The following is a 19,736-nucleotide window of genomic DNA, read 5'->3' as shown; positions in this document are numbered from 1 at the left end:
ACCGTGGACTCGCGGGTTCTGAACCGTGGACTCGCGGGGTTTGGTGGGGGTTTGGGTGGGTGGGGATGGTGACGATCTGGTTACGCTGGGCTGGATGGGGGAGTGTTGGTGGGGTGGATGGTCTAGTCGGATTGTGGGATGGCCTGCCGTTGTTTCTGGATCGGGCTAGGGTCTAGCGATCTACGGCCTGACGGTGGCCGTCTCGACCTGAGGAGTCTCGGGGCAGTGATCGAGTTCCAGGCCGTGACCAAGAAGTACCCGGATGGCACGGTCGCGGTCGACGGCCTCGACCTGGTCGTCGACGCGGGGAAGATCACGGTGTTCGTTGGGCCGTCCGGCTGTGGCAAGACGACCTCGTTGCGCATGATCAACCGGATGATCGACCCGACCGGCGGCACGATCCTGTTGGACGGCAAGGACATTCGCGAGTCGGACCCGTCGTTGCTGCGGCGCGGCATCGGTTACGTCATCCAGCACGCGGGACTGTTCCCGCACCGCACGGTCCTCGACAACATCGCGACCGTGCCGCTGCTGACCGGCAAGAGCAAGCGCGAGGCGCGTGCCCGCGCGGCGGAACTGATGGAGCTGGTCGGCCTGCCCGCCGGGATGGGCAAGCGGTACCCGGTGCAGCTCTCCGGCGGTCAGCAGCAGCGGGTCGGGGTGGCCCGCGCGCTCGCCGCCGACCCGCCGGTCCTGCTGATGGACGAGCCGTTCTCCGCGGTCGACCCGATCGTCCGCGACGATCTCCAGCAGCAGCTGTTGCGCCTGCAGTCCGAGCTGGACAAGACGATCGTGTTCGTCACCCACGACATCGACGAGGCCATCAAGCTCGGCGACCGGGTCGCGGTGTTCCGCGTCGGCGGCAAGCTCGCGCAGTACGCGACGCCGTCGGAGCTGCTCGCGAAGCCCGCCGACGACTTCGTGTCCTCGTTCGTCGGCCGCGACCGCGGCTACCGCGCGCTCGGCTTCCTCACCGCGACCGGGGTGCCGATCGGCCCGGTCGCCACCGTGCGGGTCGGCGGGAAGGCCGAGGAGCCAGGCTGGGTCGTCGTCGTGGACGAGCAGAACCGGCCGCTCGGCTGGCTCGACTGTCCGTCCACATCGGACACCGTGACCGCGGACGGTCTCGTCTCCGGTGGCTCACTGTACGAAGTGGACGGGGCAGCGGGTACCGCGGGATCACTGCGCAACGCGCTCGACGCCGCGCTCAGCTCGCCTGCCGGACTGGGTATCGCCGTCGACAAGGACGGCGCGGTCGCGGGCAGTGTCGAGGCGGCCGCCGTGCTCAACGCGCTCGCCGAGGCGCGCCGGACCGGTGAGGTGCCGGCGTGAACGTCGACTGGCCGTGGCCATGGCTACCGCGCAACGTCGACAAGATCGCCGAGGCCACCGGCGAGCACCTGTACCTGGCGCTGCTCCCGGTCCTGGCGGGCCTGATCATCTCGATCCCGCTCGGCTGGGCCGCGAGCCGCTGGCCCGCCGTGCGGCTGGTGGTGGTGCCACTCGCCGGCGTGCTGTACACGATCCCGTCGTTGGCGCTGATCACGCTGGTGCCGCTGATCATCGGCACGAAGATCATCGACCCGCTGAACGTCCAGATACCGCTCGCCATCTACACGGTCGCGCTGCTGGTCCGCTCGGTCACCGACGCGCTGCTGGCCGTGCCGGGTGAGGTCACCGCGGCCGCGACCGCCATCGGTTTCCGCCCCGTCAAACGGTTCCTTGCCGTCGAGCTGCCGCTCGCGATCCCGGTGATCGTGGCGGGTCTGCGGGTCGCGGCGGTGTCCGCGATGAGCCTGACCGCGGTCGGCGCGCTGATCGGCATCGGCGGGCTCGGCAGCCTGATCACAGAAGGCTTCCGGCGCAACAACGCGGTCGAGATGGTCGTCGCGATCGCGCTGATCCTCGTGATCGCGCTGATCATCGACGTGCTGTTGCTGTTGGTGGGCAAGGTCATCACGCCGTGGACGCGCGTGCGGCAGGGGGCGGCCAAGTGAACTCGGCATTGAACTGGTTGTTCGACCCGGACCACTGGACCGGGCCGACCGGCATCCCGGCCCGGCTCATGGAGCACCTCGGGTACACGGCGCTGACCGTGCTGATCGCGGTTGTGATCGCGGTGCCGATCGGCGCGCTCATCGGCCACACCGGCCGCGGCACGTTCGTCGTCGCCGGCCTGTCCAACGGCCTGCGCGCGCTGCCCGAGCTGGGCCTGCTGACGCTGCTGGTGCTGCTGACCTACGTCGGCCTGCTGCCGGTGGTGATCTCGCTGGTGATCCTGGCGCTGCCGCCGATCCTCGCGGGTACCTACGCCGGCATCCGCAACGTCGACGGTGCGGTCGTCGATGCCGCCCGTGGCATGGGCATGCGCGGATCGACGGTGCTGTGGAAGGTGGAGCTGCCCAACGCGCTCCCGCTGATCCTCGGCGGCATCCGCTCCGCGACGCTGCAGGTGATCGCGACCGCCACGATCGCGGCCTACGTCGGACTCGGCGGGCTGGGCCGGTTCGTGATCGACGGCAACAACTCGGGCGCTGGCTCACCCAACGGCTACCCGCAGATGGCGGCGGGCGCCATCGTCATCGCCGTGCTCGCGCTGGTGGTGGAGGGTGTGCTCGAGGTCGTGCAGCGGGTGGCGGTCTCGCCGGGTCTGCGCCACGCTGCGACGAGGAGGAGCACCGCGCGCACCTGGCGCAGGCCGACCCTTGATTTGGTAGAGAAGTCCACGTGAGGAGACATTGAGGATGAAGCGCGTTATCGCCGGTGTGGCGACGGCCCTGGCGGCGACGCTGGCCGTTTCCGCGTGCGGCAGTTCCGACCCACTGGCCGAGGAGGAGCCGTCGGGCGGATCCGGCGACACGATCACGGTCGGCTCGGCGAACTTCCCGGAGAGCCAGCTGCTCGGCGAGATCTACGCCCAGGCCCTCGAGGCCAAGGGCGTCACGGTCCAGCGGCAGCACGACCTCGGCAGCCGCGAGAAGTACATGGACGGGCTCAAGGACGGGTCGATCGACCTGATCCCCGAGTACACGGGCGTGCTGCTGCAGTTCTTCAACAAGACGGCCCCGGAGGTCGAGGCCGAGGAGGTGTACGCGGCGCTGCCCAAGGCGCTGCCCGCCAACCTGATCGTGCTGGAGAAGGCCGAGGCGGAGGACAAGGACGCGGTCGTCGTCACCAAGGAGACGGCGGAGAAGTGGAACCTGAAGTCCATCGAGGACCTGGTGCCGCACTGCGGTGAGACCGTCTTCGGCGGGCCGCCGGAGATCCAGGAGCGCGCGGATGGCATCCCGGGCATCAAGGAGACCTACAACTGCACGTTCAAGAGCTTCAGCGCGCTTGAGCCGGGCGCCATCACCACGAAGGCGCTGCTGGACGGCACCGTGCAGGCCGCCGACATCTTCACAACGGACGCCGCCATCGAGGCGAACGACCTGGTGGTGCTGGAGGACCCGAAGAACAACTTCGCCGCGCAGAACGTGGTGCCGTTGATCAACAAGGACAAGGCGTCCGACACGGTCAAGGATGCGCTGAACGCCGTCTCGGCGAAGCTCGACACCGAGACGCTGCTCGAGTTGAACGCTCGGTTGAACGCTCCGGACAAGCCGGAGTACGCGGATGTCGCCAAGGAGTGGCTGGGCGAGATCGGCCTGTAGAACCCATGCGCTGAAGGGGTCCCTTCGAGACGTTCACCGTCTCGGAGGGACCCGTCAGCGCGTTGTGGCCTGGCCGCCGATGCGAGCTGTCAGTTCCTCTGCCGCCCGGCGGGTTTCCGCCGCCAGGCCGGGCCAGGTCTCGCCGCACTCCAGCTCGCACTCGTGGCGGAATGTGGTCGAGATCGCCGCGATCGGGTGGCCGCTGTGGTCCAGGACCGGGGCCGCCACCGACGCGAAGCCCGGCGTCACGTAGCCGTCCTCCACCGTCCAGCCGCGCTGCCGCGCCGCGGTCAGCGCCCTGCGCAGCGACGGCAGGTCGCGCGGACCACGACCCGTCCGGTCCACGAACGCCGAACGCCCCGGGAACAGGGCCCGGACCTGCGCCGCGGGCAGCGCGCCCAGCATCGCCCGGCCGGACGCGGGCAGGTGCGCCGGTAGCCGCACCCCGACATCCGTCACCACGGTCGCATGGAGAACGGGCTGTTCCCGCAGCAGGTACAGCGCCTCCCTTCCGTGCAGCACCCCCAGCTGCGCCACGTGCCCGGTCCGGCCGATCAGCGCGTGCAGCACGGGCCTTGCCAGTCGCTCGAGTGGGTCGTGCCGCAGGTACGCCGAGCCCAGCTCGAACGCGGCAAGCCCCAGCCCGTACCGGCGGTCCTCCGGCAGGTGTGTCACGAACCCGGCCGCCGTCAGTTCGGTCAGCAGGTGGTACGTCGTCGACCTGGGTAGTCCCAGCTCGCGGGCCACATAACCGGCCGTTACCGGGCCCGCTCGGCCCGCCAGCAGGCGCAGTACCGCCAGGCCGCGGCGCAGGGCAGGCACATCCGTCATGTGTCTGGGATACCAGACTCCGATCGCCGGCCTCGGGTCGTGCGAACCGGCTGGGCGCGGTGGGATGGGGCCCATGGTCGTGATCGATGGCGGGGCGCTCACCCGCGAACAGGTGGTCGCCGTGGTGCGGGGTCACGCGCCGGTCGAGGTCGGCGACAGTGCGCTCGCCGAGGTGACCAAGACCCGTGCGCACGTCGAACGTCTTGCCGAGGCCGTCACCCCCACCTACGGCGTGTCCACCGGGTTCGGTGCGCTCGCCACCCGGCACATCCCGTTGGACCGGCGCGCCGCTCTGCAGCGGTCGCTGATCCGGTCGCACGCCGCCGGTGCTGGTGATCCGGTCGAGGCCGAGGTGGTGCGCGGGCTGATGCTGCTGCGCCTCAGGACCCTCGCCACCGGGCGCACCGGGGTCCGCCCCGAGGTGGTCGAGGCGCTGTGCGGCCTGCTCAACGCGGGGATCACGCCCATCGTCCACGAGTATGGCTCACTCGGCTGCTCTGGGGACCTCGCGCCGCTCTCCGCCGTCGCGCTCGCGCTGATGGGTGAGGGCGAGGTGACCGTCGACGGTGCCGTCCACCCCGCCAAGGACGCGCTCTACGAGGCCGGGATCGCCCCGCTCGAACTGGCCGAGAAGGAGGGTCTCGCGCTCATCAACGGCACCGACGGCATGCTCGGCATGCTGGTGCTCGCGCTGGCCGACCTGCACCGGCTCCTCGACATCGCCGACCTGACCGCCGCCATGAGTGTCGAGGCACTGCTCGGCACCGACCGCGTGTTCGCGCCCGAGCTGCAGGCGCTGCGCCCGCACCCGGGCCAGGCGCACTCCGCCGCGCGCATGACCGCGCTGCTCCATGGCTCGGCGATCATGGACAGCCACCGCGGTCCGCACTGCAACCGCGTACAGGACGCCTACTCGCTGCGCTGTGCGCCACAGGTCCACGGCGCAGCCCGCGACACCGTCGCCTACGTCGAGACCGTGGCCGACCGGGAGCTGGCCGCCGCCATCGACAACCCCGTCGTGCTCCCCGACGGGCGGGTCGAGTCCAACGGCAACTTCCACGGCGCGCCCGTCGCCTACCCGCTGGACTTCCTCGCGATCCCGGCCGCGGACGTCGCAGGCATGGCCGAGCGGCGCACCGACCGGATGCTCGACGCGAACCGCAGCCACGGCCTGCCGCCGTTCCTCGCCGACGATCCCGGTGTCGACTCCGGTCACATGATCGCCCAGTACACGCAGGCCGCGATCGTGTCGGAGATGAAGCGGCTGGCGGTGCCCGCGTCGGTCGACTCGATCCCGTCGTCGGCGATGCAGGAGGACCACGTCTCGATGGGCTGGTCCGCCGCGCGCAAGCTCCGCAAGTCGATCGACGGGCTCACCACCGTGCTCGCCATCGAGCTGCTCACCGCCGCCCGCGCGCTCGACCTGCGGGCCCCGCTCACCCCCGCGCCCGCCACCGCGAAGGCCGTCGCGGCGTTACGCCGGTCCGTCCCCGGGCCCGGCCCGGACCGCCATCTCGCCCCGGACATCGCCGCCGCCGAGGCACTCATCCGATCGGGAGACCTACCGTGACCGCTTCACCACGACCCGTACGCGCCGCGCGGGGGACCACGCTGACCGCACGCAGCTGGCAGACCGAGGCCGCGCTGCGGATGTTCCACAACAACCTCGATCCCGAGGTGGCCGAGCGGCCCGACGACCTCGTCGTCTACGGCGGCACCGGCAAGGCCGCCCGCGACTGGAACAGTTTCGAGGCCATCACCCGTGAGCTGACCGCACTGCGCGACGACGAGACCCTCCTGGTCCAGTCCGGGAAACCGGTCGGCGTGATGCGCACGCACGAGTGGGCGCCGAGGGTGCTGATCGCGAACTCGAACCTCGTCGGCGACTGGGCGACGTGGCCGGAGTTCCGGCGCCTCGAGTCGCTGGGGCTGACGATGTACGGCCAGATGACCGCGGGCTCGTGGATTTACATCGGCACCCAGGGCATCCTGCAGGGCACCTACGAGACGTTCGCCGCCATCGCACGCAAGCGGTTCGGCGGCAGTCTCAAGGGGACGATCACCCTGACCGCCGGGCTCGGTGGCATGGGTGGCGCGCAACCGCTTGCCATCACGATGAACGACGGCGTCGCGCTGTGCGTCGAGGTCGACCCGGCCCGCGCGCACCGCCGCGTCGAGACCCGCTACCTCGACGAGGTGGCCGACGACCTGGACGACGCGGTGCGCCGCGTCGAGGCCGCCAGGAAGGACGGCCGCGCGCTGTCCGTCGGCGTCATCGGCAACGCGGCCGAGGTCGTGCCCGAGCTGCTGCGCCGGGGCGTCGAGATCGACATCGTCACCGACCAGACCTCCGCGCACGACCCGCTCGCCTACCTGCCGAAGGGCATCGGGCTCGACGACTGGTCCGACTACGCCGCCAGGAAGCCGGACGAGTTCACCGACCGCGCCCGCGACTCGATGGCAGAGCACGTCGACGCCATGGTCGGCTTCATGGACGCGGGTGCCGAGGTGTTCGACTACGGCAACTCCATCCGCGGCGAGGCCAAGCTCGGCGGCTGCGACCGCGCGTTCGACTTCCCCGGCTTCGTGCCCGCCTACATCCGGCCGATGTTCTGCGAGGGCATGGGCCCGTTCCGGTGGGCGGCGCTGTCCGGCGACCCGGCCGACATCGCCGCGACCGACCGCGCGATCCTGGAACTGTTCCCGGAGAAGGAGTCCCTCGCCCGCTGGATCCGCATGGCAGGGGAAAGGGTTGCGTTCCAAGGGCTGCCTGCCCGGATCTGCTGGCTCGGCTACGGCGAGCGGCACCTCGCGGGCGTGCGGTTCAACGAGATGGTCGCGAGCGGCGAGCTGTCCGCGCCGGTCGTGATCGGCCGCGACCACCTCGACTGCGGCTCGGTCGCCTCCCCGTACCGCGAGACCGAGGCGATGGCCGACGGTTCCGACGCGATCGCCGACTGGCCGCTGCTCAACGCCATGGTCAACACCGCGTCGGGGGCCAGCTGGGTGTCGATCCACCACGGCGGCGGCGTCGGCATCGGCCGGTCCATCCACGCCGGTCAGGTGACGGTGGCCGACGGCACCCCGCTCGCCGGTGAGAAGATCGCCCGTGTGCTGACCAACGACCCTGGCATGGGCGTCATCCGCCACGTCGACGCTGGCTACGACGAGGCCCGCCACGTCGCCGTCGAGCGCGGCGTGACCGTGCCGATGCCATGAGCGGGACCACGACCGCCACTGGTCTGCTCGCCGCGATCGACGGCGTCGGCCGCGACCCGAAACGGGGCGGCTACCGCAGGCACGTGTTCGACCCGGCGGAACGCGAGCTGCGTGAGTGGTTCGTCGAACAGGCGCAGCGCCGCGATCTCGCCGTGCGCTGCGACCGCAACGGCAACCTGTGGGCGTGGTGGGGCGAACCTGGTCCCGGCGCGATCGTGACCGGCAGCCATCTCGACTCGGTGCCCGGCGGCGGCGCGTTCGACGGCCCGCTCGGCGTTGTCTCCGCGCTCGCGGCCGTGGATACGTTGCGGGACAACGGCTTCGCGCCCGACAAGGCAATCGCGATCGTCGTGTTCGCCGAGGAGGAGGGCGGCCGGTTCGGCGTGCCGTGCCTGGGTTCGCGGCTGCTGTCCGGCGCGATCGACCCGGACGTCGCACGGCACCTGCACGACCAGGACGGCGTGACGTTCGCCGAGGCGGCGGCCGAGGCCGGGCTCGACCCGGCCCGCGTCGGCCGCGACGACGAGGCCCTCGCCGCCATCGGTACGTTCGTCGAGCTGCACGTCGAGCAGGGCCGCGGCCTGATCGACCTCGGTGCCCCGGTGGCGGTCGCCGACTCGATCCTCGCCCACGGCCGGTGGCGGTTCAGCTTCACCGGTGAGGGCAACCACGCGGGCGCCACCCTGCTCGGCGACCGCCGCGACCCGATGGTGCCCGCGGCGGAGATGGTGCTGGCGGCCAGGATCGCCGCGTCCGAAGTGGACGACGCGCGGGCCACGGTCGGCAGGATCGTGCCGAACCCGGGCGGCACGAACGTCATCGCGTCCACTGTGGACGTGTGGCTCGACGCACGGGCGGCCGACGACGCGAACACGCGCGGGGTGGTCGAGCGGATTCGCGACATGGCCACGGATGCGGCCGCGCGGGAGAACTGTGAGCTGACCGTCGTCGAGGAGTCCTACGGCGACACGGTGGTGTTCGACGCCGGGCTGAGGAAGACGGTGTCGGCGGCGCTTGGCGGGGTGCCCGCGCTGCCGACCGGCGCCGGGCACGACGCCGGGGTGCTCGCCGCGCACGTGCCGACCGCGATGTTGTTCGTGCGCAACCCGACCGGCGTGTCGCACGCGCCGGAGGAGTTCGCGGAACCGGCGGACTGCGAGGCCGGGGTGACCGCGCTCGCCACCGTGCTCGGACAGCTCGCCGGATGACGACATACTGGTGCGAGTACGCATGGCTGGGGTCCACGCTCGTCCCCGGCGCGCTGGTCGAGGTCGCCGACGGCGTGGTCACGTCGGTGACCGAGCGGTCCGGCACGCCGCCCGCCGGTGCGCACGTGTTGCGCGGCGTCGTCTTCCCCGGGTTCGCCAACGCGCACTCGCACGCGTTCCACCGCGCCCTGCGGGGCCGCACCCACGCCGGCGGCGGCACCTTCTGGACGTGGCGGCAGGGCATGTACCGGCTGGCGTCGCGGCTCGACCCGGACGGCTACCTGAAGCTCGCGACCGCCGTGTACGCGGAGATGGCCGTCGCGGGCGTGACCGTCGTCGGCGAGTTCCACTACCTGCACCACCCGCCGGGCGGTGGCCGCTATGCGGAGCCGAACGCGATGGGCGCGGCACTGCGGGAGGCCGCGGCCGCGGCCGGGATCAGGATGACGCTGCTCGACACCCTGTACCTGACCGGCGGCATCGACACCCCGCTCTTGCCTGAGCAACAACGGTTTTCCGACGGCAGTGTCGAGGCGTGGGCGGAGCGGGCGCGCCCGATGGCCGACCTCCGGTTCATCCGAGGGGCCGCCATCCACTCGGTGCGTGCCGTGCCACGGGCGGCGATCGCCGATGTTGCGTCCACTGTGGAGGGATGGCCGCTGCACGTGCACGTGTCCGAGCAACCGGCCGAGAACGAGGCCTGCCAGGCCGCGTACGGCATGTCACCGGTCGCGTTGCTGGCCGAGTCCGGCGCGCTGGGCCCGTCGACGACCGCCGTGCACGCGACCCACCTGTCCGACCGGGACATCGCGGCACTCGGGTCGTCGCGCACCGCCGTGTGCTTCTGCCCGACCACCGAGGCGGACCTCGCCGACGGCATCGGCCCGGCCCGCGAGCTGGTCGACGCGGGTGCGCCGCTGTCGCTGGGCAGTGACCAGCACGCGGTGGTTGACCCGCTGGCCGAGGCCCGCGCGCTGGAGCACGGCGAGCGGTTGCGCACCGGGCAACGGGGCCGGTTCGCGCCGGAGGAGCTGGTGGGGGCGCTGACCACGGCGGGCAACGCGGCACTGGGCTGGCCGGACGCGGGGACGATCGGTACCGGCGCGCCCGCTGACCTGGTGGCCGTGCGGCTCGACAGCGTCCGCACGGCGGGCAGCCGCCCGGACCAGGTCCTGTACGCGGCGACCGCGTCCGACGTGCACACGGTGGTGTCGAACGGCGTGGTCGTCGCCGAGGACGGGCACCACGCACGGCTCGGCGACGTGGGCAGGTTGCTGTCCGAGGCGATCGAGGAGCTGTGGACGTGAGCGAAGCGAACCATCGGGCGCGGAGTGTGCTCATCACTGGTATCGGTGAGCTGACCACCAACGACGGGCCCGCGCTGACGGACGCCGCGCTGGTGCTCGACGGTGACCGGATCGCGTGGGCCGGTCCGGCGGCCGGGGCGCCGGACGCGGACGAACGGGTCGACGTCGAGGGCCGCGCGGTGCTGCCGGGCTGGGTCGACAGCCACACACACCTCGTGTTCGCAGGCGATCGCACGGCCGAGTTCGCCGCGCGGATGGCCGGTCAGCCGTACACGGCGGGCGGGATCGCGGTGACCGTGGCGGCCACCCGTGCCGCGTCCGACGACGTCTTGCGGCAGGTGCTGCGCAAGCACGTCGCGGAGGCGGTGGCGCAGGGCACGACGTGTGTCGAGACCAAGACCGGTTACGGCCTGACGGTGGCCGACGAGCTGCGTTCGGCACGCCTCGCCGCGGCCGAGGTCGACGAGGTCACCTTCCTCGGCGCGCACCTGGTGCCCGCCGACATGTCGACAGCGGACTACGTCGGCCTGGTGACCGGCGAGATGCTCGACGCGGTGGCGCCGCACGTGCGGTGGGCGGACGTGTTCTGCGAGACGGGCGCGTTCGACGAGGACGAGTCGCGTGCCGTGCTGACCGCCGCGGCCGCCAGGGGGCTTGGCCTGCGGGTGCACGGGAACCAGCTGGGCTACGGCCCCGGGGTTCGCCTGGCGGTGGAGATGGGCGCCGCGAGCGTCGACCACTGCACGTACCTGACCAGGTCCGATGTGGATGCACTCGCGCAGTCGGACACCGTGGCGACCCTGCTGCCCGCGTGCGACCTGTCGACCAGGCAACCGCTGCCCGGCGCGCGGGCGCTGCTGGCGGCCGGGGCGACGGTGGCGCTGGCGACGAACTGCAACCCGGGCTCGTCGTACACGTCGTCGATGGCGTTCTGCGTGGCGACGGCGGTGCTGCAGATGCGGATGTCGGTCGAGGAGGCCGTCCGTGCGGCGACGTTGGGCGGCGCGCGGGCGCTGCGGCGCGACGACGTCGGGGTGCTGCGCGCGGGTGCGCGTGCGGACGTGCAGGTGCTGGACGCGCCGTCGGTGACGCATCTGGCTTACCGGCCGGGGGTGCCGCTGACCTGGGCGGTGTGGCGGGCCGGGGTTCGGCACTAGAACACGAAGAACCCCACGGCGCCGACGAGGACCACGACGAGGATCAGGATCGTGATGATGAACGGCCACCTGGTCGGCGGCCGGTAGGTCGGCTGGTCGCCCTCGATGGGCGGCCGTTCGTGGGTGAACGGGTCCTCGCCGAAGATGACGGGATCGTGCTGCGGGTCGTCGTTGGACATGGTGTCCTCCCAGGCTGGCGTTGCCTCCGGCCGCGAGGTCCCATGTTACGGGTGGGCGGCGGTAACGGCATGGCGCCTGCGAGTCGTCACACCAGCCAGATGACCAGCGCCACCGCGACCAGGCCGATGCCGAGACCGATCAGGATCAGGCGCTTGTACCGCACCTCCTCGCCCGCCGGGTCGAGCACGTCGCGTTTGTCGTCGGCGTGGGGGTTCTGGTCCAGGGGAATCCAGTCCCGGTCGTCGTCATCGTCGGCCATGCGTGCATTCTCCACGGTGCTCAGCCGGAGACGGTCGCCGCGCCGGTCGCGTCGACCTCGACACGCAGCCGCCGGCCAGCCATCTCGACGCCGTCGATCACCATCGGGAACCACGACGCGAACGCCGAGGAGGGGCGCACCGTCAGGGTGCCGGTGCTCCGGTCCGGTGCCAGGCCCAGTGCCGCCCGCACGAACACCAGCACCGACGCCGCCGACCACGCCTGCGGCCGGCAGGTCGACGGGTAGTCCAGCAACGGCCCGTCCTCGGCCGCCCACCCGCCGTACAGCTCCGGCAGCCGGTGCCCGAACCGCGTACCCGCGCGTACCACCCCGGCCGCCAGCGCCGCCGCCACGTCCGCGTGGCCATCGCGTGCCAGTCCGTCGACCGCGATCGCCGTGTCGTGCGGCCACACCGTGCCCGTGTGGTAGCCGACCGGGTTGAAGTACGGGTGCCTGCCGTCGAACGTCCGCAACCCGTGGCCGCTGTCCAGCCGCCCGCTGCCCAGCCGGGCCGCGACCAGCGCGGACTCCTCCTCGGTCAGCAGCCCGCAACCCAGCAGGTGCCCCATGTTGGACGCCAGCGCGTCGACCGGCCTGCCGTGCGCGTCCAGCGCCAGCGCGGGGAACGCGCCGTCCTCGTCGCGTACCCAGAACGCCGCCCGGAAACGGGAGTTCATGGTCGCGGCCCACGCCCTGGCGTCGGCCGCGCCGGGCTGCCCGTACGCGTCGAGCAGCGCGGCCGCGTCCAGCGCAGCGCGGTGTGCGTACGCCTGCGCCTCCGACAGTGCCACCGGGGCCGCCGCGAGGTTGCCCGCACTGTCCTGAATGGAGTCCGGCGAGTCCTTCCAGCCCTGGTTGGCGAGGCCGCGGCCCAGCTGGTCGCGATAGGACAGGAAGTCGTCGTGGGACAACACCCAGTCCAGCGCGCGGCGCAGCGGGGTGAGCAGCTCCGCGACGTCCGCGCCCCACTGCCACGCGTCGTGCATCAGCGAGATCCACAGCGGGGTCGCGTCGATTGTCCCGTAGTAGCACGGCGGCAGGCCGACGCCACTGTCCACACCGGACGGAACGCGGCGGATCTCGTGGGCGATCTTGCCCGGCTCCTCCTCGGTCTCCTGGTCGTGCCTCGTGCCCTGCCTGCGGGCGAGCGTGCGCAGCGTGCCCATCGCAAGGCCGGTGCCGAACGGCAGCGCGAACCGGGCCGTCCACAGCGAGTCGCGGCCGAACAGCGTCAGGTACCAGGGCGCGCCCGCCGCGGCGAACAGGTCGTCCCGCGCGGCCGCGTCGGCCAGTAGCAGGTGGCTCAGGTCGTCGACGCCGGTGCGGAACAGTGCGGTCAGCTCGTCGTTCGCACTGGTCAGCGTGGTGGTGACGGCGCGGTCGCGGGGTGCGGTGAACACGGCGTCGTCGCTCGCGGAGTCGGCGGTGAAGGTCACCGTCCAGGTCGCGCGGGTGCGGGGCGGCAGGGTCAGGTGCCAGTCGAGGCGGGCGTGGTCGGTCAGTTCGACGTGGTCGGGGGACCGGTCCGTGGTCGCGACGGTGACGCGGCCGCCGTCCACCCACTCGCTGACCCCGTCGGCCGACGTCCGTGGCGGCACCGCCGCCGGTCGCTCCCCGTTGCGGAACGCCAGGACCGGCGCGAGGTCGGCGACCAGGCGCATGCTCACCGTCGTCGAGACCTCCCGGCGCGAGTCGTTGACCAACTCGACCGTTTCGCGCAGCGTGCCGGGGCCGGTGTGCCGGTGGCGCTCGACCCGCACGGTCGGCTCGGTGATCTCGTCGCCGAGGTGCCGGGCGGCGGCGACGAACCGCAGGCCGGCCGGGCCATCCTGCCGGTGCCCGAGCGCGACCGGCTCGCGGCCGTCGACGGTGACGGTCAGCTCGGCGAGGTGCCGCACGTCGGCCACCAGCCAGCCCTGCGCGCCGTCGCGCCGGAGCTGGCCGTCCGGCGACGAGAGCACGGTGGCGGGCGCGGTGACCGCGGTGACGAGATCGTGCAGGTACGGCTGGTTGTGCATCTGGAGTAACTCCGGGCGTAGGTTGGTTTTCATGGAGTACACACAGCTCGGCCGTAGTGGCCTCTCCGTGTCCCGGCTCGTGCTCGGCACCATGAACTTCGGTCCCGAGACGTCCGAAGAGGACAGTCACGCGATTATGGATCGCGCGCACGAGCACGGCATCAACTTCTTCGACACTGCCAACGTATACGGCTGGCAGCAAGGGGAGGGGATCACCGAGCACATCATCGGCCGGTGGTTCGCGAAGGGCGGCGGCAGGCGCGAGAAGACCGTGCTGGCGACGAAGCTGTACGGCTCGATGGGGGACTGGCCCAACGAGAACCGCCTGTCCGCGCTGAACATCCGCCGCGCGGCGGACGAGTCGCTGCGCAGGCTGCAGACGGACTACCTGGACCTTTACCAGATGCACCACGTCGACCGGAACACGCCGTGGGACGAGATCTGGGAGGCCTTCTCCGTGCTGCGGCAGCAGGGGAAGGTGCTGTACTTCGGGTCGTCGAACTTCGCGGGCTGGCACCTGGCGCAGGCGCAGGAGGCGGCGCGCGACCGGCACTTCCTCGGCCTGGTCAGCGAGCAGTCGATCTACAATCTGATGACGCGCTGGGTCGAGTTGGAGGTGCTGCCCTCGGCACGGCACTACGGCATCGGTGTGATCCCGTGGTCGCCGCTGCACGGTGGGCTGCTGGGTGGTGTGCTGCGCAAACAACGCGAGGGCGGGGCGTCCCGGTCCACCTCTGGCCGGTCGGCGGACGCGCTGGACAAGCACCGCGACCGCATCGAGGACTACGAGAAGCTGTCCTCGGACCTGGGCGCCGACCCCGCCGACCTGGGAATCGCGTGGCTGCTGCACCAGGAGGGCGTGACCGCGCCGATCATCGGCCCCCGGACCGTCGACCAGCTCGACGGGTCGCTGCGCGCCGTGGACCTCAAGCTCGACGATGACACGCTCGCCAGGCTCGACGAGTTGTTCCCGGCGCCGGGCCCGAACGGCTCGAAGCCCGCGCCGGAGGCGTACGCCTGGTAGTCAGATCCCGGCGAGTGCGCGCCAGTCACGACCTTGCGGGAGATCGCGCACCAACGCGAGGTACTCGTCGTGCAGCACGCCGTTGGTGGCGAGGAAGGTGCCGTCACCGGTCAGCACCGGGGCGCCGGTGAGATCGGTGACGCGGCCACCCGCTTCCGCCACGATGACCGGCAGCGGCGCCAGGTCCTCGTAGCCCATCGGGAACCCGGCGACGACCACCGCGTCCACCTGGCCGGTGACCAGGCCGGGCACATCGCCGCTCGGGTCGATGAAGATCTGCCGGTGGAGGGCGGAGAGCAGGTCCTCCGACCAGGTGCCCGGATTGCCGATGGCGGTCCGGGCACCCCGCAGGCGCGTCCGGTCGCCGACCCGGGTGCGGACGGCCGCCGAGCCCGCGGCCCGCCAGCAGCCGAGCCCGCGCCCCGCGAAGATCGTCTTCCGGGCGATCGGCTCGTGGATGACGCCGATGGCCGGGCCGTGCTCGTCCTCGAAGGCCAGCATCGTGGAGAAGAGCGGAATCCGGCGGGTGAAGTAGTAGGTGCCGTCGATGGGGTCGATGATCCAGCGGCGGCCGGAGGTGCCCGGTGTCGTGCCTGCTTCCTCGCCGTAGATCTCGTCGCCGGGGACGTGTTTGGCCAGCGCTTCGCGGATCAGCTCCTCGACGGCCAGATCGGTTTCGGTGACCTCGGTGCCGTCGGGTTTGCGCGACGAACGCGTGTCGTCGGCGAAGAACCGTTCGGCTGCCAGGGCGCCCGCGCGCCGGGCCAGGTCAACGGCGAAGTCGAGGAGGTCCTGGTCGGCTCGCGGGTGGTCGAGGTTGTCCATGATCGGGAGACGTGCGGGCGAGGTCGGGGGTTGCCGGACAGGCCGAAGCGCCCCCGGCGATGAGGCCGGGGGCGCTTCGGTCTGTCACTCGTCGTCTTCGTCGTCTCTTGCCAGGTAGGTCGCCAGGCGTTCTACCGCGGTCTCGAACTCCGGGTTCGCGTCGACGAAGTCACGCAGCTTCGCGGCCAGCCAGGCCAGCGTGACCTCCTCCTCGCCCCGTCGTTCCTCCAGCTCCTCCAGGCCCCGGTCGGTGAAGTACATCGCTCAGCTGAACGCCTTCTCGATGATCTCCCGCTGCTCCACCTCGTGCACCTTGCCCGAACCGGCGGACGGCGCGGCCATCACCCGGCGGGACACCCGCACCAGGCGCGGCAGGTCCGGGTACAGCTCGCGCAGGTGCAGCCCGTAGAACGGCCACGAACCCTGGTTGGCCGGCTCCTCCTGCACCCAGCGGATCTCCTCCACGTTCGGGTACTTCTCGAAGATCGCGCCGAGCCGCTTCACCGGCACCGGGTACAGCTGCTCGAGCCGCACGATCGCGACGTCGTCCGCGCCGCGGCCGTCGCGTTCGTGGGCCAGCTCGTAGTACAGCTTGCCCGACACCAGCAGCAGCTTCGTGACCTTCTCCGGGTCCGGGCCAGCCGGGTCGTCGATGACCGAGTTGAACCGGGCCTCCTCGGTGAAGTCCGCGACGCTCGACACGGCCGCCTTGTTGCGCAGCATCGACTTCGGCGTGAACACCACCAGCGGCCGCTGCACACCGTCCAGCGCGTGGCGGCGCAGCAGGTGGAAGTAGTTCGCGGGCGTCGACGGGACCGCCACGGTCATCGAACCCTCCGCGCACAGCTGTAGCCAGCGCTCGATCCGGCCCGACGTGTGGTCAGGGCCCTGGCCCTCGTGGCCGTGCGGCAGCAGCATCACCACATCGGACCGCTGGCCCCACTTGGCCTCGCTCGACGAGATGTACTCGTCGATCACCGACTGGGCGCCGTTCACGAAGTCACCGAACTGCGCCTCCCACAGCACCAGCGCGTCCGGGTTCGCCACCGAGTAGCCGTACTCGAAGCCCACGGCCGCGTACTCCGACAGCGCGGAGTCGTAGGCCAGGAACCGGCCCTGGTCCTCGGCGAGGTTCTGCAGCGGCACGTACTCCTTGCCGGACTTGCGGTCCACGATCACCGCGTGCCGCTGCACGAACGTGCCGCGCCGCGAGTCCTGGCCGGCGAGCCGCACCATGTGGCCCTCGATGTTCAGCGAGCCGAACGCCACGAGCTCCGCGAACGCCCAGTCGATGCCGCCCTCGCGGGCCATCTTCGCGCGCCGCTCCAGCACCGGCTTGACGCGCGGGTGCGGCGTGAAGCCCTCTGGGAGCTGGATGTGCGCGTCCGCGATCCGCTCCAGCACCTTGGCGGAGATCGCCGTCGACAGCTTCGCGGGGATCTGCTGCTCCGACTCGACCGACGGGCTCGGCGCCACCGGGTGCTTCTCCAGCTCACGCACCTCGTTGAAGACGTGCTCCAGCTGGCTGGAGAAGTCCCGTAATGCCTTCTCCGCCTCGTCGACGGAGATGTCGCCCCGGCCGATCAGCGCCTCGGTGTAGGTCTTCCGCACGCTGCGCTTCGTGTCGATGATGTCGTACATCGCGGGCTGCGTCATCGAGGGGTCGTCGCCCTCGTTGTGGCCGCGGCGCCGGTAGCAGACCATGTCGATCACGACGTCCTTGTTGAACGCCTGGCGGTAGTCCATCGCCAGCTGTGCGACCCAGTAGCACGCCTCGGGGTCGTCGCCGTTCACGTGGAACACCGGCGCCTGGATCATCTTCGCCACGTCGGTCGCGTACTGCGACGAACGCGAGTGCTCCGGCGCGGTCGTGAAGCCGACCTGGTTGTTGATGATGACGTGCACGGTGCCGCCGGTGCGGTAGCCGCGCAGCAGCGCCAGGTTCAGCGTTTCGGCCACCACGCCCTGGCCCGCGAACGCCGCGTCACCGTGCAGCGCGACCGGCAGCACGGTGAAGCCGCCGTCGGAGCCCTTGTCGAGCAGGTCCTGCTTGGCGCGGACGATGCCTTCCAGCACCGGGTCGACCGTCTCGAGGTGCGACGGGTTCGCCGTCAGCGTCACCTTGGTCTCGCCGTCGCCGAACATGCGGAAGTACTTGCCCTCGGCGCCGAGGTGGTACTTCACGTCGCCGGAGCCGTGCGCCTGGCCGGGGTCGAGGTTGCCCTCGAACTCCTGGAAGATCTGCGAGATCGGCTTGCCGACGATGTTGGCGAGCACGTTCAGGCGGCCGCGGTGCGGCATGCCGATGACGACCTCGTCCAGCTCGTACTCGGCGGCCTTGTCGAGGATCGTGTCGAGCAGCGCGATGACCGACTCGCCGCCCTCCAGCGAGAACCGCTTCTGGCCGACGTACTTGGTCTGCAGGAACGTCTCGAAGGCCTCGGCCGCGTTCAGCTTCGACAGGATGTACTTCTGCACGGCCTGCGGCGGCTTCTCGTGCTTGATCTCGACGCGCTCCTGGATCCAGCGGCGCTCGGACGGGTCGAGGATGTAGGTGTACTCGACGCCGACCGTGCGGCAGTAGCTGTCCCGCAGCACGCCGAGCACGTCACGCAGCTTCATGCGGTTCTTGCTCGCGAAGCCGCCGACGGGGAACTCGCGGTCCAGGTCCCACAGCGTGAGGCCGTGGGACAGGATGTCGAGGTCCTCGTGCTTGCGCTGGCGGTAGTTCAGCGGGTCCACGTCGGACATCAGGTGACCGCGCGTGCGGTAGGTGTCGATGAGGCCGATCACCCGGGTGGTCTTGTCGATCTCACCCTCTGGGATGTCCTCGACCCAGCGCACCGGCTCGTACGGCAGCCGCAGCGACGTGAAGATGTCGTCGTAGAAGCCGTCCTCGCCGAGCAGCAGCTGGTGCACGCGGCGCAGGAACTCGCCGGACTCGGCGCCCTGGATGATGCGGTGGTCGTAGGTGGAGGTCAGCGTGATGATCTTGCTGACGCCCAGCTGGACCAGGGCCTTCTCGCTCGTGCCCTGGTACTGCGCCGGGTACTCCATGGCGCCGACGCCGATGATCGCGCCCTGCCCGGGTGGGAACCTCGGCATCGAGTGGTTGGTGCCGATGGTGCCCGGGTTGGTCAGCGAGATCGTGGTGCCGGAGAAGTCCTCCACGGTGAGCGCGCCGTTGCGGGCCTTGCGGATCATCTCCTCGTAGGCCTGCCAGAACCGCGTGAAGGTCATGCCTTCGCAGTTCTTGATCGATGCGACCACGAGGTTGCGGGAACCGTCCTTGCCGGGCAGGTCGATCGCCAGGCCCAGGTTGACGTGCTCAGGGGTGCCGACCGCCGGCTTGTCGTTGACCTGGGTGTAGAAGCGGTTCATGTTCGGGAAGTCGGCCAGCGCACGGATGATCGCGTAACCGATCAGGTGCGTGAACGAGACCTTCCCGCCGCGCGTGCGCTTCAGGTGGTTGTTGATCACGATGCGGTTGTCGAACAGCAGCTTCGCGGGCACCGCGCGCACACTCGTCGCGGTCGGGATACTCAGCGAGCTGTCCATGTTCTTCGCGATCGCGGCCGCGGCGCCACGCAGCTGCTTGACGTCCTCACCCTCGGACTTGGCGGGCTTCGAAGCCGGCTTCGTCTCGGCGGGCTTGGCCGTGGCCTTCGCGGCGGCGGGTTTCGGCTCTGGCTTCGCCGAGGGCTTCGGCTCCGGCTTCGGCTCCGGCTTCGACGCGGCCTGTCCGTTCGTGGACTCGGGCTTCGCGGGCGCCGGGGGTGCGGTCTTGGTGGTGGGTGTCGGCTTTGTGGTCTTGGCCACCGTCGCCGTCCCGGTGTTGCTCTTCGTGTCGCCCGCGGCCTTGTTCGCCACGCGCTGTGTCGGCTTGTAGTCGGCGAAGAAGTCATGCCACGCTGAGTCCACTGACGACGGGTCAGCGAGGAACTGCTCGTACATCTCCTCTACGAGCCACTCATTGGGGCCGAACTGCGACGCAGGGCTGCTGCTGGACACGGCAGGCACTCGCCTCTATCTATCTCGATCTGTTAGTGGTACGG

General features: G+C 70.9%; 17 protein-coding genes. 10 read left to right on the top strand and 7 right to left on the bottom strand.

Annotated features, from left to right (window positions below; translation table 11 throughout):
- Positions 1-225 precede the first annotated feature (225 nt).
- The 4 genes from WBA97_RS34980 to WBA97_RS34965 are packed head-to-tail and all read left to right on the top strand — an operon-like array spanning position 226 to position 3,653.
- Positions 226-1,332, top strand: a complete 1,107-nt coding sequence (locus WBA97_RS34980; protein ID WP_424235287.1) for an ABC transporter ATP-binding protein — start codon at positions 226-228, stop codon at positions 1,330-1,332.
- Positions 1,329-1,997, top strand: coding sequence for an ABC transporter permease (locus WBA97_RS34975; RefSeq protein WP_424235286.1), 669 nt, complete (start codon positions 1,329-1,331; stop codon positions 1,995-1,997). The genes WBA97_RS34980 and WBA97_RS34975 overlap by 4 nt, the downstream gene beginning before the upstream one ends.
- Positions 1,994-2,731: an ABC transporter permease gene (locus WBA97_RS34970; protein WP_424235285.1), complete on the top strand. Its 738-nt coding sequence runs from the start codon at positions 1,994-1,996 to the stop codon at positions 2,729-2,731. The genes WBA97_RS34975 and WBA97_RS34970 overlap by 4 nt, the downstream gene beginning before the upstream one ends.
- A 13-nt stretch (positions 2,732-2,744) precedes the next feature.
- Positions 2,745-3,653: an ABC transporter substrate-binding protein gene (locus WBA97_RS34965; protein WP_424235284.1), complete on the top strand. Its 909-nt coding sequence runs from the start codon at positions 2,745-2,747 to the stop codon at positions 3,651-3,653.
- A gap of 54 nt (positions 3,654-3,707) precedes the next feature.
- Here the strand turns inward: WBA97_RS34965 and WBA97_RS34960 are convergent, their stop codons facing one another.
- Positions 3,708-4,484 (bottom strand): IclR family transcriptional regulator, encoded by a 777-nt coding sequence (locus tag WBA97_RS34960; RefSeq protein WP_424235283.1) that lies wholly within the window; start codon positions 4,482-4,484, stop codon positions 3,708-3,710.
- A 73-nt stretch (positions 4,485-4,557) separates the two neighbouring features.
- On the opposite strand from WBA97_RS34960, the gene hutH reads away from it, so the two are divergent.
- Genes hutH through hutI form a run of 5 tightly spaced genes read left to right on the top strand, consistent with a single transcriptional unit; the run spans position 4,558 to position 11,375 of the window.
- Entirely contained in the window at positions 4,558-6,054 is a 1,497-nt protein-coding gene (gene hutH / locus WBA97_RS34955; RefSeq protein WP_424235282.1) for a histidine ammonia-lyase, read from the top strand.
- On the top strand, positions 6,051-7,703 hold the full coding sequence (hutU, locus tag WBA97_RS34950; protein WP_424235281.1) for a urocanate hydratase: 1,653 nt from the start codon (positions 6,051-6,053) through the stop codon (positions 7,701-7,703). Before hutH ends, hutU begins: the two co-directional genes overlap by 4 nt.
- Entirely contained in the window at positions 7,700-8,911 is a 1,212-nt protein-coding gene (locus tag WBA97_RS34945) for an allantoate amidohydrolase (protein ID WP_424235280.1), read from the top strand. The genes hutU and WBA97_RS34945 overlap by 4 nt, the downstream gene beginning before the upstream one ends.
- Complete coding sequence (locus tag WBA97_RS34940) at positions 8,908-10,218, top strand: formimidoylglutamate deiminase (protein ID WP_424235279.1); 1,311 nt, start codon at positions 8,908-8,910, stop codon at positions 10,216-10,218. The genes WBA97_RS34945 and WBA97_RS34940 overlap by 4 nt, the downstream gene beginning before the upstream one ends.
- A complete protein-coding gene (gene hutI, locus WBA97_RS34935; protein ID WP_424235278.1) occupies positions 10,215-11,375 on the top strand; it encodes an imidazolonepropionase in 1,161 nt (386 codons plus the stop codon). Before WBA97_RS34940 ends, hutI begins: the two co-directional genes overlap by 4 nt.
- Here the strand turns inward: hutI and WBA97_RS34930 are convergent.
- The 3 genes from WBA97_RS34930 to WBA97_RS34920 all read right to left on the bottom strand — a co-directional run bounded on the left by WBA97_RS34930 (position 11,372) and on the right by WBA97_RS34920 (position 13,832).
- On the bottom strand, positions 11,372-11,554 hold the full coding sequence (locus WBA97_RS34930) for a hypothetical protein (RefSeq protein ID WP_424235277.1): 183 nt from the start codon (positions 11,552-11,554) through the stop codon (positions 11,372-11,374). The two genes, hutI and WBA97_RS34930, sit on opposite strands and share 4 nt — an antisense overlap.
- Positions 11,555-11,640: 86 nt before the next feature.
- Positions 11,641-11,814, bottom strand: a complete 174-nt coding sequence (locus WBA97_RS34925; RefSeq protein ID WP_424235276.1) for a hypothetical protein — start codon at positions 11,812-11,814, stop codon at positions 11,641-11,643.
- Between the two features lie 20 nt (positions 11,815-11,834).
- Positions 11,835-13,832, bottom strand: a complete 1,998-nt coding sequence (locus tag WBA97_RS34920; protein WP_424235275.1) for a glycogen debranching N-terminal domain-containing protein — start codon at positions 13,830-13,832, stop codon at positions 11,835-11,837.
- 31 nt (positions 13,833-13,863) lie between these two features.
- On the opposite strand from WBA97_RS34920, the gene WBA97_RS34915 reads away from it, so the two are divergent.
- On the top strand, positions 13,864-14,856 hold the full coding sequence (locus WBA97_RS34915; RefSeq protein ID WP_424235274.1) for an aldo/keto reductase: 993 nt from the start codon (positions 13,864-13,866) through the stop codon (positions 14,854-14,856).
- Here WBA97_RS34915 and WBA97_RS34910 read toward each other — a convergent pair whose 3' ends face one another.
- The 3 genes from WBA97_RS34910 to WBA97_RS34900 all read right to left on the bottom strand — a co-directional run bounded on the left by WBA97_RS34910 (position 14,857) and on the right by WBA97_RS34900 (position 19,692).
- Positions 14,857-15,681, bottom strand: a complete 825-nt coding sequence (locus tag WBA97_RS34910) for an inositol monophosphatase family protein (RefSeq protein ID WP_424235273.1) — start codon at positions 15,679-15,681, stop codon at positions 14,857-14,859.
- A gap of 84 nt (positions 15,682-15,765) precedes the next feature.
- Complete coding sequence (locus WBA97_RS34905; RefSeq protein ID WP_424235272.1) at positions 15,766-15,942, bottom strand: DUF6104 family protein; 177 nt, start codon at positions 15,940-15,942, stop codon at positions 15,766-15,768.
- 3 nt (positions 15,943-15,945) lie between these two features.
- Positions 15,946-19,692, bottom strand: a complete 3,747-nt coding sequence (locus WBA97_RS34900) for a multifunctional oxoglutarate decarboxylase/oxoglutarate dehydrogenase thiamine pyrophosphate-binding subunit/dihydrolipoyllysine-residue succinyltransferase subunit (RefSeq protein WP_424235271.1) — start codon at positions 19,690-19,692, stop codon at positions 15,946-15,948.
- Positions 19,693-19,736: the final 44 nt, after the last annotated feature.

The organism is Actinophytocola sp., assembly GCF_049647105.1.
Taxonomy (GTDB): Bacteria; Actinomycetota; Actinomycetes; order Mycobacteriales; family Pseudonocardiaceae; genus Actinophytocola.
The sequence above is the reverse complement of the archived record's forward strand: the minus strand, read 5'-3'. Positions and strand labels throughout refer to the sequence as shown.